The following is a 15,049-nucleotide window of genomic DNA, read 5'->3' as shown; positions in this document are numbered from 1 at the left end:
GGCGACCAGGTCGTGGTCGTCGAGCTGGTGCCGCAGATCCAGGAACGTGGCCTGGTGTGTGGACGTAAAGCGAAGCAGTCCACACACCAGGCCCCGGAGGCCCGTCACCGCACCCCGACAGCCCCGCGCAGCGGACCGGCCCGCCGCAGGCGCAACGGCGAGGCAGCCACAACACCCCCCACACCCACGCCCCGCGCAGCGGAGCCGAAACCCACGCGAGGCCCCCACGGCGGGAGAGCCGAAAGCGTGGGCCAAAAGCAAAGCTCAGCAGGGAGAATCAGGCCCATGAACGAGATCACCTTCAGGCGTGCCGAGGGCCGTGACGACCCCGCCGTGCTCGTGGCGCTCTACGACCGCGCCGCCCGCTGGATGTTGGCGTCGGGGATCGACCAGTGGAAGCCGGGCGAGAAGGACGAGGAGCACTTCCGGCTGCGGCAGAGGGAGGGCGAGGTGTGGCTGGCGGAGGTCGGCGGGCGGGCCGTGGGCGCCTTCGAGCTGTGGTGGCGGGACGAGCCCGCGTGGGGGCCGCGGCCGCCGGAGGCGGGCTATGTGCACCGGCTGATGGTGGACCGGGGGCACGCACCGGCCGGGACCGGGCGGGCGCTGCTGGCGCATGCGGAGCGGCGGATAGCCGGGGCCGGGCGGGCCTGGTCCCGGCTGGACTGTGTCTCCTCGAACCCGCGGCTGCGCACCTACTACGAGGGCGCCGGTTACACGGTTGTCGGGGAGCAGCCCCTCAAGGAGGGCGCCGACGGCAGCCTGTACGCCGTCACCCTCCTTGAGAAGCGGCTGGGGGATGTCTCGTAGGAGGCCCGCGGACCGCGCGGGACAGGCGCGCGCGGTCCGGTTGGCCGGTTCGTGGAGGTGCGTGACCGGGCACCCTCGCCTTCGGCGCAAGCCTCAGGGCCGCCGCCCGCGCACCTACCCCCGGCGGAAGACCGCCACCGTACGGGCCGGGACCGTGAAGGTGCCCGACGCGGCGGCGTAGGACGCGGTAGCGGTGGTGCGGTCGGCGCCGTGGGCCTGCACGGGGTGCAGGGCATACCGCTCGCCGGCGAGGGCGGGGACGGTCTGGGGCTGCCGGTCGGGGGTGGCGTTGAGGACGACGACGAGGTCGTCGAGGCGCATGGTGATCACGCCGGGGGTCTCGTTCGTGCCGGAGAGGGGGAAGGAGAGCCCCGACTGGACCTCGGCGGTGCTGCGCAGGCCGAAGGCCGGTTCGGTGGCGTGGATGCGGAGCAGGTCGCGGTAGGCGGCGGAGGTGCCGGTGATCGTGGCGCAGCCGGGCCGGAGCGCGGGGTCGGCCAGCAGGGGGCGGGCGTAGGGCCACTTGTCCTTGTTGTCGGCGGCCGGGGGCAGGCCGCGGCCGAAGCCGTTGCCGTCGGCGCAGTTCCAGTGCAGGGCGTTGAACCAGTCGCCGCTGTCGAAGGAGTTGCGGTCCAGGGACTTGGAGCGCAACAGGTCGGAGCCCGCCTGGGAGAGCGCGGGGCCTTGTGAGAGGGCCGCGGTGGCGAGGGCCAGGACCTGCATCCGGCCGCGGTCGGCGGCGCGGGTGTGCGGCGGGAGTTTGTAGGCGAACGCGTCGTAGAGGGTTTCGTTGTCGTGGGCGTCGGCGTAGGCGAGCGCGTCACCGGGGGCGGCGGCGTACCCGGCGGGGGCGCCGTTGTAGTCGACCTGGGAGCCCTTGACGCGGTGGCCGGTGGTGTCGGTGAAGGTGTAGTCGGCGAGGTTGCCGGTGAGGCCGACCTTGATGAGGTCCTGGTAGTGGAGGAGGCGGGCGCGCTGCTCGGCCGGAGTGCCGTTCCCCGGCGCGGAGTTGGGGTCGGTGAAGAGGCCCGAGGCGAAGCCCTGGACGCGGGGGTCGGCGTCGAAGGGGCCGCCGCCGCGCACCGCGTCCCGGGCCCGGTCGTTGAAGGTGGCGATGCCGGTGCCGGCCATGTTCCGCTGGGTGGCCTGCACGAAGCGGGCGTCGTCGGCGGCCTCGCCGAAGTTCCAGCCCTCGCCGTAGAGGACGACCTTCTTGCCGTCGACACCGTCCCTCTCCGGGGTCAGCGCGTCGAGGGCCTTCCTGACGGCGAGGATGTTGGCCTTGGGGTGATGGCCCATGAGGTCGAAGCGGAAGCCGTCGACCTTGTACTCCCTGGCCCAGGTGACGACGGAGTCGACGACGAGCCTGCCCATCATGGTGTGTTCGGGCGCGGTGCCGGAACAGCAGGTGGAGGTGGCGACACTGCCGTCGTCCAGGAGCCGCTGGTAGTAGCCGGGGACGATGCGGTCCAGTACGGAGTGCGGTTCCTGGCCGCCGGCGGCGGTGTGGTTGTAGACGACGTCCATGACGGTGCGCAGCCCGGCACGGTTGAGGCCCTGGACCATGCGGCGGAACTCGACGGTGCGGGCCGCGCCCTCCGGGTCGGACGCGTAGGAGCCCTCGGGGACGGTGTAGTGCAGCGGGTCGTAGCCCCAGTTGTAGGCGTCGCGGGCGGCGGTCTTCCCGACGCAGTCCTGCTGGCGGTCGGAGCCGGGGGCGTACGAGGCGGGGTCGCAGCCGGGACGGTCCTGGTCGGCGCGCCGTTCGGGTGCGGTGGCGAAGTCGAAGGCGGGCAGCAGATGGACGTAGGAGGTGCCGGACCGGGCGAGGGAGCGCAGGTGCCGCATCCCGTCGGAGCGCCGGTCGGTGAAGGCGAGGTACTGCCCCGGGTGACGGGACGTACGGTCCTCGACGGAGAAGTCGCGGACGTGCAGCTCCTGGATACGGGCCCGGCGCAGCGGCACGGCGGCGGGCTTCGCCAGCCGTGACCAGCCGTCCGGGGCGAGCTCCGGATCGTCGAGGTCGGTGACGAGGCTGCGGGCCGAGTCCGCGGTCAGGGCGGTGGAGTAGGGGTCGGTGACCTTGTTGGTGACGGTCTTGCCGACGGTGGGCGCGAAGACCGTCACCAGGTAGCGGTAGGGCTTTCCGGCCCAGTCCCGCGTGCCCCGGGCACTCCAGACGCCGGTGCGGTCGTCGCGCCGCATCGGGACGGTACGGCCGTCGAGTTCGAGGGCGACGGTGCGCGCGGTGGGCGCCCAGACGGAGAGGGTGGGCCGCCCGTGGTGGAAGACCGGTCCGAGCGCGGCGTCCCGGGCGCGGCTGCCGTAGAGGTCGTCCAGGACGCCGGGTGTCTGGACACCGGTGGTGGCGCGCCGCCCGTCCGCCGTGCGCTGGACGGCGAGGAGCCGGCCACGCAGCGCGGTACGGGCCAGATGGCGGTCGCGGGGGTCGACGGTGAAGGCCGGATACCCCGTCAGGTGCGGAGAGGCGGCCCGTTCGGCCGGACTGAGGCTGCCCGGCGTCAGCCGTATGTGCGCGCCGCGGGAACCGAACTCCAGCTGGGCGGCGCCGCGTTCCGCGCCCTTCCAGACGACGGTGTCACGGTCGATCCACTGGGCCAGGGCCTCGCCCGGAGGGGACGGCGCCGCCTGCGCGGGCTGCTGCGGGGGCGAGACCAGCAGGGCCACCGCCCCGAGGACCAGAACGAGAGCGGCGGCCGGACGCCGGCGGGACCGGCGGGTGGTGGAGGACATGGGTCATGGTTCTATCCGCGCCGATTCCCCACTGCAAGACCTTACGCAAGACATTGCAAGGGTGTTACGTTCCCTCGGAAGCCGGTCCGGCCGGCCAGAGACCCGCCACGGCGGGCCCTACGCGCCCGGCCGACCGGACCGGCGCCACCCGGAGCCCGGACCGCCCCGCACGGGAACCGGCGAGGCACTCCCCCACGGCCAACTCGCCGCCTCCGCAACCGCCTTCCGAGACAAATCGATGGTGCGGAGCGGGCGCACATGGTTGGCTTCCTCAGGGCGCGCCAAGTGCGCGCCCGATAAGGGGGAATCATCATGAAGTTCCGTATCGGCGGAGCATCGGCCGCGCTGGCCGTCCTGCTGGCCGCCGCTTCGAGCATGCCGGCCCATGCCGACGAGCACCGCGAGCCGGCGAGCAGCTACCGGGCGGTCAGCGCCCAGAGCGCGCACGGCTTCCTGACCAAGGGGGACTACGCGCACTTCTCCCACACCGTGCGGAACACGGTCAACGCGCACGGCTGGTGGAAGAAGATCGACGGCCCGGCGACACACGCCAAGGTCACCATCTGGCTGCAGGTCAAGGCCGGCTCCAAGTGGAAGACTCTCGACAAGGGAGTCAAGACCGTTCCGCCGGGCGGCGGAAGCAACAAGCGGGCGGTCGCGAACTGGAAGTGCACCAACCTGATCGCGAAGAACCACTTCCGTACGGTGGTGGACGTGGACATCGTCGGCTATCCGGACAGCCCCGAGAAGCTCGTGACCAAGACGCAGACGCTGTACTGCGGCATCTAGCATTCGGCCGCGCCCGGACACCGGTCGGACACGGAAAGGCTCTGGCGTGTACTACGAGACGCTTGTCGCCGTGCACGGAGTGCTCGACCGGTACCCGTGGGCGTCGCACCTCACCTGCGAGGACACCGGCAGCGAACTCTACGACCTCGCCATGCGCAGGTCGGAGGCGTACGGCTGGTACTCCACCGGCGGCTGGACCTACCGGGGATGGGGCGAGGCCCGCGTCGTCCAGGACCCGGGGCGCTGGGCCGACTGCCTGGCCGGCGGGGACTGGACGCAGGACGGGCAGGTACGGGAGCTGGCCTGGATGTCGGCGGACATCCCCCGCGACGTCCGGGAGCCGCGGCTGCCGGTCCTGCACGTGGCGCGCATCCTGTCGGACGCGCTGAACCGGCTCGGGCGCGTCCGGTTCACCGGGCTGCACGCCGTCCTCCCGCTGCACGAACTCGTCGGTGACGCCTCCGACGACCTGGCGGAGATGCAGACGTGGTTCGCGCTCGCCGATCCGTCCGCGTCGGTGGCGGTGAGCGTCACCGCCGCCACCGGTACCGCGGGGTGGGGCAAGGAGGCGGCGGTGCGCGACGCCGTCGCGGCGCGGCTCGGCGACCTGGCGGAGGTCGAGGTCGCCACCGGGCGGCTCGACCTGTCCGGCATGGCGGACCTGGACGGCGAGCACGGCTACCGCAAGGGCCGCGAGCGGGGCGTGCTGCGGTTCGCCTGCCGTGTGCGGGAGTGGTCGCCGGATGTCGCGGTGTGGCTGGTCGAGGTCGTGGGCGACGCCTTGCGCGCGGTCGGGTGCGCGGAGCAGGTGGTGGTGACCGCCTCGCGGGCGTCCGGGGCCGACGCCCGCCCCTGACAGGCGCGGCCGGCCCCGGCGGTTCAGCCCCGTACCGGCCCCGTCGACCCCCGCACCACCAGCTCCGGCCGGAAGACGAACTCGGTGTGCCGGGGCGCGGTGCGGTGTTCCCGGGGGCGTTCGTGGATCTCCTCGATCAGCGCCCCCACCGCCGCCGTCGCCATCGCCTGTACCGGCTGGCGGACCGTGGTCAGCGGTGGGTCGGTGAAGGCGATCAGCTGGGAGTCGTCGAAGCCGACGACGGAGACGTCGGCCGGGACGTCCAGGCCGCGCTGGCGGGCCGCGCGGACGACGCCGAGGGCCATCAGGTCGCTACCGCAGACGACGCCGGTGCAGCCGGCGTCGAGGAGTGCGGCGGCCGCGGCGTGGCCGCCCTCGACGCTGAACAGGGTGTGCTGGAGGCGTCGTTCGGCCTGCCCCCTCGACAGGCCGAACGACTCCTCCAGGGCCGCCACGAAGCCCTCGGCCTTGCGGCGGGAGGGCACATAGCGGGCCGGGCCGACGGCCAGCCCGATCCGCTCGTGACCCAGCTCGGCCAGATGGCGCACGGCCATCCGGGCCGCCGCGCCGTCGTCGGGTGAGACGAACGGCGCGTCGATACGCGGGTTGTAGCCGTTGATGAGGACGAACGGGACGCCGCGCGAGGCCAGCCGGGCGTAGCGGGACGGGTCGGCGCGGGTGTCGGCGTGCAGCCCGGAGAGGAAGACGATGCCGGTGACGCCGCGCTCCTCCAGCTGCTCGACGAGTTCGTCCTCGGTGGCCCCGCCCGGCATCTGGGTGCAGAGCACGGGGGTGTAGCCGTGGCCCGCCAGCGACTGCTCGATGATCTGGGCGAAGGCCGGGAAGATCGGGTTGGTCAGCTCGGGGATGACCAGCCCGACCAGCCCGGCGCTGCGGCGCCGCAGCCGCACCGGACGCTCGTAGCCGAGCACGTCGAGCGCGGCGAGCACCCGCCGCCGGGTGCCCGCCGCCACGCCCGCCCTGCCGTTCAGCACCCGGCTGACGGTCGCCTCGCTGACCTCCGCCTGGGCGGCGATGTCGGAGAGCCGGGGGGTGGCGGGGAGATCGGGCAGGGTCACTCCTCCCACCAGACGGCGGTGTCGGCGGGCAGGACCACGTCGCCCTCGGGTACGTCCAGTTGGCGGGAGGCGAGCAGGAGGCGGCCGGGGGCGGGCAGGGTGGCCGGGGCGCCGGTCGTGTTGACCGTGCAGACCAGGCCGCCGGGGCGGCGGAAGGCCAGGACGCCGTCGGGGGCGTCCAGCCACTCGACCGCGTCGCCCGCACCGAGGCCGGGATGGCTGCGCCGGAGGGCGAGGGCGGTGCGGTAGAGCTCCAGCGTGGAGGCGGGGTCGCCGGTCTGGGCCTCGACGGTGAGCGGCGCCCAGTCGTCCGGCTGCGGGAGCCAGCTGCCGCCGTCGCCGAAGCCGTACGGAGGCTCGTCGCCGCTCCACGGGAGCGGTACCCGGCAGCCGTCGCGCAGGCCCTCCTGGCCGGTGTCCCGGAAGAAGGAGGGGTCCTGGCGGACCTCGTCGGGCAGGTCCGTCACCTCGGGCAGGCCCAGCTCCTCGCCCTGGTAGAGGTAGGCGGAGCCGGGCAGCGCCAGCATCAGCAGGGTGGCGGCGCGGGCGCGGTCCAGGCCGCCGCCCAGGCGGGTGCGGTGGCGCACCACGTCGTGGTTGGACAGCACCCAGGTCGTCGGGGCGGCCACCGGGCGCATGGCATCGAGGGAGGAGTCGACGGCCTCGCGGAGCGCGGCCGCGTCCCACCCCGTGTCCAGGTAGTGGAAGTTGAAGGCCTGGTGGAGTTCGTCGGGGCGCAGGTACAGGGCGGTGCGGTCGGCGCTGGGGGTCCAGGCCTCGGCGACCGCGATCCGCTCGCCGGGGAGGGACCCGGGCCGGCGGCCGGCCGAGTACTCGTCGAGGACGGTGCGCCAGGAACGGTAGATGGCGTGCACGCCGTCCTGGTCGAAGAACGGCAGCACCTGGTTGCCCAGCAGCCTCAGCTGCTCACCCCGGCCCATGTCGGGCAGGCCGGGCGCCTTGACCAGGCCGTGCGCGACGTCCACCCGGAATCCGTCGACGCCCAGGTCGAGCCAGAAGCGCAGGATGGAGCGGAACTCGTCGCGTACGGCGGGGTGGTCCCAGTTGAAGTCGGGCTGTTCGGGGGCGAAGAGGTGGAGGTACCACTCGCCGTCGGGAACCCGGGTCCAGGCGGGGCCGCCGAAGAGGGACTCCCAGTCGTTGGGCGGCTCCTCGCCGTTCTCCCCGCGGCCCTTGCGGAAGTGGAAGCGCTCGCGGAGCGTCGAGCCGGGCCCCTCGGCGAGCGCGCGGCGGAACCATGCGTGCTGGTCGGAGCAGTGGTTGGGGACGAGGTCGACGATGACCCGCAGATCCAGCCGGTGGGCCTCACGGATGACCGCCTCGGCGTCGGCCAGGGTGCCGAACATCGGGTCGATGGCCCGGTAGTCGGCGACGTCATAGCCGGCGTCGGCCTGCGGCGAGGCGTAGAACGGGCTGAGCCAGACGGCGTCCACGCCCAGGTCCCGCAGATACGGCAGCCGCGCACGGACACCGGCCAGGTCCCCCATACCGTCGCCGTTCCCGTCGGCGAAGCTGCGCGGATAGACCTGGTAGATCACCGCGTCGCGCCACCAGTCGGCGGCAGGAGTGACGGTGTGCTGTGAAGTCATGTCAACCCTTGGTGGTGCCGGCAGTCAGTCCGGCGACGAGGTGGCGTTGGGCGAAGGCGAAGACGAGGGCGGCGGGGACGGCGATGATCACGGCGGCGGCGGTCATCGAGCCCCAGTCGTTGGTGTACTGGTTGACGAAGGTCTGCAGGCCGCCGGCGAGTGTCAGGTTCTCCTCGCCGGTCATGAAGGCGGAGGCGTAGGCGACCTCGGCCCAGGCGGTGACGAAGGTGTAGAAGCCGGTGACGGCGAGGCCGGGGCGGGCCAGTGGCAGGACGAGGCGCCAGAAGGTGCCGAAGGGGTTGAGGCCGTCGACCCGGCCGGCCTCGTCGATCTCCACCGGGATGGTGTCGAAGAAGCCCTTCATCATCCAGGCGCAGAACGGGACGGCGATGGTCAGGTAGGTGATGACCAGGCCGGCCGGCTGGTTGAGGAGGCCCAGGCTCGCCAGCAGGTTGTACAGCGGCACGATCAGCACGGCGACCGGGAACATCTGGGTGACCAGCAGCAGCCACATCAGCGGGCGCATCCCGGGGAAGCGGAAGCGGCTGACGGCGTAGCCGGTGGTGGCGGCGAGGAAGACGCCGAGGGCGGTGGTCAGCCCGACGATGATCACGGAGTTCTTGAACCAGGTGAGGAACTCGGTGTCGGCCAGTACGTGGGTGTAGTTGGCGAGGGTGAAGTGGGTGACGAGGCCGGTGGAGAAGGCGTCGTTCCTGGGTTTGAAGGACGTCACCAGCAGCCACAGGGGCGGGAAGACCGCCACGACGGCCGCGACGGCGAGGCCGGCGTGCAGTGCGGTGGAGGCGAGCCGGGACCGCTCGTTGCGCCTGCGGACCGGGCGGGCCGTACGGGCCGGGGGTGTGCGGGTCATGGTCACCACACCTCTCCCTGCTTGCGCAGCGCGCGGCGGTAGACCACCGCGACGGCGGAGAGCAGGACCAGGATCAGGACGCCCCAGGCCGCGGACTCGGAGAAGTTGCGGGGGCTGTCGATGAAGGAGAGCCGGTAGGCGTAGGTCACCAGGATCTCGGTGGCGTCACCGGGGCCGCCCCGGGTCAGCAGGAAGATCACCGGGAACATGTTGAAGGTCCAGATGGTGGAGAGCAGGATGACCGTGCTGCTGACGCCCCGCAGGCCCGGCACGGTGATGTGGCGGAAGCGCTGCCAGGCACTGGCGCCGTCCATCTCGGCGGCCTCGTACAGCTCGCCCGGTATGGACTGCAGCCCGCCGAGCAGGGCGACGAGCATGAAGGGGACGCCGAGCCAGACGTTGACGGCGATGACCGAGAGCTTGGCCCAGGTCGGGTCGTTGAGCCACGGGACCGCGTCGATGCCGCCGCCGGCCAGCAGCTTGTTGAGGATGCCGTTCTTCTCGTTGTAGAGCATCCGCCAGGTGAAGACGGAGATGAAGGCGGGGACGGCCCACGGCAGGATCAGCGCCAGGCGGTAGAACGTGCGGCCGCGCAGGGTGCGGTTGAGCATGTTGGCGAGCGTGAGGCCGACGAGGAAGGTGAGGGAGACGCAGGCGACGGTCCACAGGACGGTCCAGCCGAGGCGGTCCCAGAAGACGCCGTCGGAGAGCACCGCACGGTAGTTGTCGAGGCCGGTGAACTCGTAGGTGGCGGGGAGGTGGTTGACGCCGATGTTCCGCTCGACGTTGGCCTCGTTGGCGTCGGTGAGGGAGAGGAAGACGCCGCGCACCAGCGGGTAGCCGATGATCACCCCGATGACGAGTACCACCGGGGCGACCATCGTCCATGCGTACCAGTGGGTGCCGAAGGCGCGGCGTACCCGTACAGCGAGGGTCACTTGTAGTCCTTGAGCAGCTTCCGGTAGGCGTCGCCGGTCGCCCTGGCGGCCTGCTCGGGTGTGGCGGCGCCGGTGAGCACCTTGTTCATCTGGACCTTGATGGGCTCGAAGAGGGAGTTGCCCTCGGCGATCCAGGGGCGCTGGACGGCGCCGTCGACGGCGGGCTTGAAGAACTCGACCATCTCGTTGTTCTTGACCGCCGGCACGTCGTACACGGACTTGCGGGTGGGCAGCAGGCTGAGCTTCTCGGTGGTCTGCTGCTGGACCTTGGCCGAGCTCATGTACTTCACGAAGGCGTAGGAGGCCTGGAGGTTCTTGCTGCCGGCGTAGACGGAGAGGTTCCAGCCGCCCTGCGGGGAGCCCTGGGCGGTGCTGCCGCCGGGGACGGGGGCGACGCCGAGGTTCTTCCTGTCCTTGAAGGCCTTGCCGGCGCGGGCGCCCTCGATGTCCCAGGGGCCGTCGACGGCCATCGCGACATCGCCGTCCTTGAGGGCCTTGAGCTGGTTCTCCTGGCCGTCGGTGGCGTCGGTGACGGCGGCCTTGGAGTCCACCAGGCCCTTGATGGTCTTGAACGCCTTGACGCCGGCACCGTCGTCGATCTCCACGACCTTGTCGCGGGCGTTGACCATGTCGCCGCCCTCGCCGTAGAGGTAGGGCAGGAACCAGTAGGGGTCGTCGCCGCGCAGGTAGAGGGCGGTGGCGCCGGTCTTCGCCTTGATCTTCTTGGCGGCCTCGGCCAGGTCGTCGAAGGTCTTGGGCACCTCGACGCCGGCGTCCTTGAGCAGCTTCTTGTTGTAGAAGAGGCCGAGGGTGTCGATGACCTGGGGTGCGGCGTAGGTCTTGCCCTTGAACTCCGTGGAGCCGACGGCCTGCGGGAGGTAGTCGTCGGTCGTGTCGAGGGCGGGGGTGCCGTCGAGCGGCGCGAGGTAGCCGAGGTTGGCGAAGTCGGCGACCCAGGCGACCTCGGTGCGCATCACGTCCGGGGCGCCGGAGTTGCCGCCGGCCGCGTTCTTGAACTTGGCGTTGGCGTCGCCGAACGGCACGTTCACATACTTGACGTGGACCTTGGGGTGCTGCTTCTGGAAGCCTTCGGCAAGTTTGCGGTACGTCGCCTTCTCGGCGTCGTTGGAGGTGTCCCAGAAGGTCACGGTTCCGGACAGTTCACCCCCGCTGTTCCCGCCGTCGCCGCCGTCGCCTCCGCCGCACGCTGTCGCTGCCAGTGCCAGGCCCGCTACCAGCGCGGTGGCCGTTGCGCCCCGTATGCCACGCCGCATGTGAACTCCTTAGGGAAATGCCTCAGATGGCGGTCAGGAACGTAACAGCGCCGAAAACAAACCGAAAGACCTTGCGGCAAATTTCTGCAAGACCATGGGAACGAATTGCAACGAGATGGCTGGAACGGGACCCTAGGGACGCCTCCGGCACCGTCACCCCGCGCCCGCCCGCGCGTTGAGTGCGTGAAGGCACCGACGCCTCTTGACCTCGACAGGGACGGCAGATGACCCAGGAGCTCACTTCCCCCAGCCCCGCCCCCCAGGCGCCCGGAACGGGCCGAGGTCCGGGGTGGTGGCGCGACGCCGTCATCTACCAGGTGTACGTGCGCTCGTTCGCCGACAGCGACGGCGACGGCATCGGCGATCTGCGCGGCGCCCGCGCCCGGCTGCCGTACCTCAGGGACCTGGGGGTGGACGCCGTCTGGCTCACCCCGTTCTACGCCTCACCGCAGGCCGACGGCGGCTACGACGTCGCCGACTACCGCGCCGTCGACCCGCTCTTCGGCAGCCTCCAGGACGCCGACGACCTGATCCGCAGCGCCCATGAGCTGGGCCTGCGGGTGATCGTCGACATCGTCCCCAACCACACCTCCGACCGGCACCCGTGGTTCCTGGACCCCGAACTCTCCCGGCAGCGCTACCTCTTCCGCCCCGGCAAGGGGGAGCACGGGGAACTCCCGCCCAACGACTGGGAGTCGGTCTTCGGCGGCCCGGCCTGGACCCGCACCGAGCGCGGCGACTGGTATCTGCACCTCTTCGCCCCCGAACAGCCCGACCTCAACTGGGACAACCCGGAGGTGCACGCCGAGTTCGAGGCCATCCTGCGGTTCTGGCTCGACCTCGGGGTGGACGGCTTCCGGGTCGATGTCGCGCACGGCATGGTCAAGGCGTCCGGCCTGCCGGACATCGGGCACGGCCAGCAGGCCAAGCTCATCGGCAACCAGGTGCTGCCGTTCTTCGACCAGGACGGGGTGCACACCATCCACCGCGCCTGGCGCCGGCTGCTGGACGGCTACGGCGCGGCCCACGACCGGCAGGTGGTCGGCGTCGCCGAGGCCTGGGCCCCCACCGCCGAGCGCCTCGCCCTCTACGTCCGGCCCGACGAACTCCACCAGGCCTTCAACTTCCAGTTCCTGAACGCCCCGTGGGAGGCCGGCGCGCTCCGCTCGGTCATCGACGCCTCGCTCGCCGCCACCACCTCGGTCGGCGCCCCGACGACCTGGGTGCTGTCCAACCACGACGTGGTACGGCACACCACCCGGCTCGGCGGCGGCCTGGACCGCGCCCGCGCCGCCACCCTGCTGATGCTGGCGCTGCCCGGCTCCGCCTACCTCTACCAGGGCGAGGAGCTGGGCCTGCCCGAGGTGACGGACCTGCCCGACGAGGTCCGCCAGGACCCGGCGTTCTTCCGCGGCGACCGGACCGCGGGCGCGGCCGCCACCAGCGGCCAGGACGGCTTCCGGGACGGCTGCCGGGTGCCGCTCCCCTGGTCCGGTGAGCTGCCGCCGTACGGCTTCGGCGACGGCGGCAGCTGGCTCCCGCAGCCCGCCGACTGGGCCGCGCTCACCGTCGAGGCGCAGACCGGCGACCCCGCCTCCACGCTGGAGCTCTACCGCACCGCCCTCGCCCTCCGGCACCGGCTGCCGGGGCTGGGCGACGGCGAGATGAGCTGGGCCCCCGCGCCCGACGGGGTGCTGGCCTTCACCCGGCCCGGTGTGCTGTGCGCCGTCAACACGCTGGGTCACGAGGTGGAACTGCCGCCGCCCGGAGCGCTGCTGCTGGCCAGCGCCCCGGTGACCGGCAACGGGGCGGATGCCGTGCTGCCCGGTGACAGCTGCACCTGGTGGGCAATCTGAGAGCCGACCGGTACAGTCCCACCCATGACCGCCCGCCTGGCCGATATCGCAGCGCAGGCGGGTGTCAGCGAGGCCACCGTCAGCCGGGTGCTCAATGGGAAACCCGGTGTCTCCGCCACCACCCGCCAGTCCGTGCTGGCCGCCCTCGACGTGCTGGGCTACGAGCGCCCGGTGCGGCTGCGGCAGCGCAGCGCCGGGCTGGTCGGACTGATCACCCCGGAGCTGGAGAACCCGATCTTCCCGGCCTTCGCCCAGGTCATCGGGCAGGCGCTGACCCGCCAGGGCTACACGCCGGTCCTCGCGACCCAGACGCCGGGCGGCTCCACGGAGGACGAGCTGACCGAGATGCTGGTGGACCGCGGGGTGGCCGGCATCATCTTCGTCTCCGGGCTGCACGCCGACACCTCCGCCGACATGCAGCGCTACGAGCAGCTGCGCGGCCAGGGCGTGCCGTTCGTGCTCATCAACGGCTTCTCCGACAAGGTCCAGGCGCCGTTCGTCTCCCCCGACGACCGGGCCGCGGTGGACCTGGCGGTCACCCACCTCAGCGCGCTCGGCCACCGGCGGATCGGGCTGGCCCTCGGCCCCAAGCGCTTCGTTCCCGTACAGCGCAAGATCGAGGGCTTCGTGCGCAGCATGCAGGACCGGCTGCAGACCGGTCCCGCCGAGACGGAGCCGTTCATCCAGCACTCCCTCTACTCCCTGGAGGGCGGCCAGGCCGCGGCGGGCGCGCTGATCGAGCGGGGCGCCACGGCCATCGTCTGCGCCAGCGACATGATGGCCCTCGGCGCGATCCGCGCCGCCCGGCAGCGCGGCCTCGACGTCCCCGGTGACCTCTCCGTGGTCGGTTTCGACGACTCCCCGCTCATCGCCTTCACCGACCCGCCGCTGACCACGGTCCGGCAGCCGGTGACGGCCATGGGGCAGGCGGCCGTCCGGGCCCTCCTGGAGGAGATCGGCGGAACCCCCGCCCCCCACAGCGAGTTCGTCTTCCACCCCGAGCTGGTGGTCCGCGGCTCGACCGCGTCGGCCCCGAGGACGGCACCGCGGATTCCGAAGCCCGCGCGGGCGCACTGAGCCTCCGTATCACCCCGGAGTACGGGGTCCCGCACTCCCCCTCAAGTCCGATACACGGCCTCGAATACCCGCCCGAAGGATGATCGGCGAGACGTCCGTTTCTGGCAGACTGTCTGCCTATGGGTGATGCGAATACGAGGATTCTGGACGGCCCGCCGACCACCCCGCCGCCCAAGGGGGAACACACGGACCGCCCGGTGAGCGAAGGCCGGCTGGCCCGTCTGCGTTCCCCTCGCTCGCCCCGGCTCTGGTTCGAGATCCTGCTGATCGCGGTCAGCTACTGGACCTACTCGGTGATCCGCAACGCGGTGCCCGAGCAGAAGATCCAGGCGCTGAAGAACGCCGACTGGATCTGGCGGGCGGAGCACTCCCTGGGCATCGCCGTCGAACAGACCGTCAACCACGCGGTGAACTCCGTGACGTGGCTGGTCGTGACGATGAACTACTACTACGCGACACTGCACTTCGTCGTGACGATCGGGGTGCTGGTCTGGCTCTACCGCTGGCACCCCGGCCGCTATGCCGCCGCCCGGCTGGCCCTGTTCGCCACCACCGCCATCGCCCTGATCGGCTACTACCTCTACCCGTTGGCGCCGCCCCGGCTGATGCCGGACGGCGGTTTCGTCGACACCCTCGTCCACCACGGCACCTGGGGCTCGATGGCGTCCGGCAGCCTCGCCTCGATGTCCAACCAGTACGCCGCGATGCCGTCGATGCACATCGGCTGGTCCCTGTGGTGCGGCCTCACCATCGCCCTGCTGGCCAGGCCCCTCTGGGCCAAGGTCCTCGGCGCCCTCTACCCCACGGTCACCCTGCTGGTCATCGTCTCCACCGCCAACCACTTCTGGCTCGACGCCGTCGGCGGCGCCCTCTGCCTATCCCTCGGCTTCGCCCTTGCCTGCGGCTGGTACGGGGCGTTGCCGCATCGGCTGACGCGGGCGGTGGCGGTGGCGGCGTAGCCGCCCCCCACGTTTTCGGCTGTCCCGCCGTGGGACCTCGCGCCGTTTCGGCTCCGCTGCGCGGGGCGTGGCATCGGGTGATGCTTGCGGGTGGCCGCGCCGTTCGCGCCTGCGGCGGGCGGGTCCGCTGCGCGGGGCTGTCGGGTGCGGTGACGGGCCTCCGCGGGTGGGGTGTGCCG

The 15,049-nt window shown here is 71.9% G+C and carries 12 protein-coding genes; 6 read left to right on the top strand and 6 right to left on the bottom strand.

Going from position 1 to position 15,049, the window contains the following annotated elements; genetic code table 11:
- Positions 1–285: 285 nt before the first annotated feature.
- Entirely contained in the window at positions 286–807 is a 522-nt protein-coding gene (locus ACWC9R_RS35865) for a GNAT family N-acetyltransferase (RefSeq protein ID WP_450737962.1), read from the top strand.
- Between the two features lie 114 nt (positions 808–921).
- Here the strand turns inward: ACWC9R_RS35865 and pulA are convergent, their stop codons facing one another.
- Positions 922–3,561: a pullulanase-type alpha-1,6-glucosidase gene (gene pulA / locus ACWC9R_RS35860; RefSeq protein WP_450737961.1), complete on the bottom strand. Its 2,640-nt coding sequence runs from the start codon at positions 3,559–3,561 to the stop codon at positions 922–924.
- Positions 3,562–3,873: 312 nt separating this feature from the next.
- Between pulA and ACWC9R_RS35855 the strand changes: the two genes are divergently transcribed.
- Both ACWC9R_RS35855 and ACWC9R_RS35850 read left to right on the top strand, forming a co-directional pair.
- Complete coding sequence (locus ACWC9R_RS35855) at positions 3,874–4,350, top strand: hypothetical protein (protein WP_450737960.1); 477 nt, start codon at positions 3,874–3,876, stop codon at positions 4,348–4,350.
- A gap of 46 nt (positions 4,351–4,396) precedes the next feature.
- On the top strand, positions 4,397–5,206 hold the full coding sequence (locus ACWC9R_RS35850) for a hypothetical protein (protein WP_450737958.1): 810 nt from the start codon (positions 4,397–4,399) through the stop codon (positions 5,204–5,206).
- Positions 5,207–5,229: 23 nt separating this feature from the next.
- Here ACWC9R_RS35850 and ACWC9R_RS35845 read toward each other — a convergent pair whose 3' ends face one another.
- The 5 genes from ACWC9R_RS35845 to ACWC9R_RS35825 are packed head-to-tail and all read right to left on the bottom strand — an operon-like array spanning position 5,230 to position 10,978.
- Complete coding sequence (locus tag ACWC9R_RS35845) at positions 5,230–6,285, bottom strand: LacI family DNA-binding transcriptional regulator (RefSeq protein WP_450737957.1); 1,056 nt, start codon at positions 6,283–6,285, stop codon at positions 5,230–5,232.
- Positions 6,282–7,895, bottom strand: a complete 1,614-nt coding sequence (locus ACWC9R_RS35840; RefSeq protein WP_450737955.1) for a glycoside hydrolase family 13 protein — start codon at positions 7,893–7,895, stop codon at positions 6,282–6,284. Before ACWC9R_RS35840 ends, ACWC9R_RS35845 begins: the two co-directional genes overlap by 4 nt.
- A 1-nt stretch (position 7,896) precedes the next feature.
- Complete coding sequence (locus ACWC9R_RS35835; RefSeq protein WP_450737953.1) at positions 7,897–8,766, bottom strand: sugar ABC transporter permease; 870 nt, start codon at positions 8,764–8,766, stop codon at positions 7,897–7,899.
- A 2-nt stretch (positions 8,767–8,768) separates the two neighbouring features.
- Positions 8,769–9,704: a carbohydrate ABC transporter permease gene (locus tag ACWC9R_RS35830; RefSeq protein ID WP_450737951.1), complete on the bottom strand. Its 936-nt coding sequence runs from the start codon at positions 9,702–9,704 to the stop codon at positions 8,769–8,771.
- On the bottom strand, positions 9,701–10,978 hold the full coding sequence (locus ACWC9R_RS35825) for an extracellular solute-binding protein (RefSeq protein ID WP_450737949.1): 1,278 nt from the start codon (positions 10,976–10,978) through the stop codon (positions 9,701–9,703). Before ACWC9R_RS35825 ends, ACWC9R_RS35830 begins: the two co-directional genes overlap by 4 nt.
- Before the next feature lie 224 nt (positions 10,979–11,202).
- Here ACWC9R_RS35825 and ACWC9R_RS35820 point away from each other — a divergent pair, with 224 nt between their 5' ends.
- The 3 genes from ACWC9R_RS35820 to ACWC9R_RS35810 all read left to right on the top strand — a co-directional run bounded on the left by ACWC9R_RS35820 (position 11,203) and on the right by ACWC9R_RS35810 (position 14,870).
- Complete coding sequence (locus ACWC9R_RS35820; RefSeq protein WP_450737948.1) at positions 11,203–12,834, top strand: glycoside hydrolase family 13 protein; 1,632 nt, start codon at positions 11,203–11,205, stop codon at positions 12,832–12,834.
- A gap of 24 nt (positions 12,835–12,858) precedes the next feature.
- Entirely contained in the window at positions 12,859–13,911 is a 1,053-nt protein-coding gene (locus tag ACWC9R_RS35815) for a LacI family DNA-binding transcriptional regulator (protein ID WP_450737946.1), read from the top strand.
- Positions 13,912–14,030: 119 nt separating this feature from the next.
- Positions 14,031–14,870, top strand: a complete 840-nt coding sequence (locus tag ACWC9R_RS35810) for a phosphatase PAP2 family protein (protein WP_450737945.1) — start codon at positions 14,031–14,033, stop codon at positions 14,868–14,870.
- Positions 14,871–15,049 lie beyond the last annotated feature (179 nt).

The organism is Streptomyces sp. NPDC001219 (genome assembly GCF_053597915.1).
This window is presented reverse-complemented; position numbering and strand designations above follow the sequence as displayed.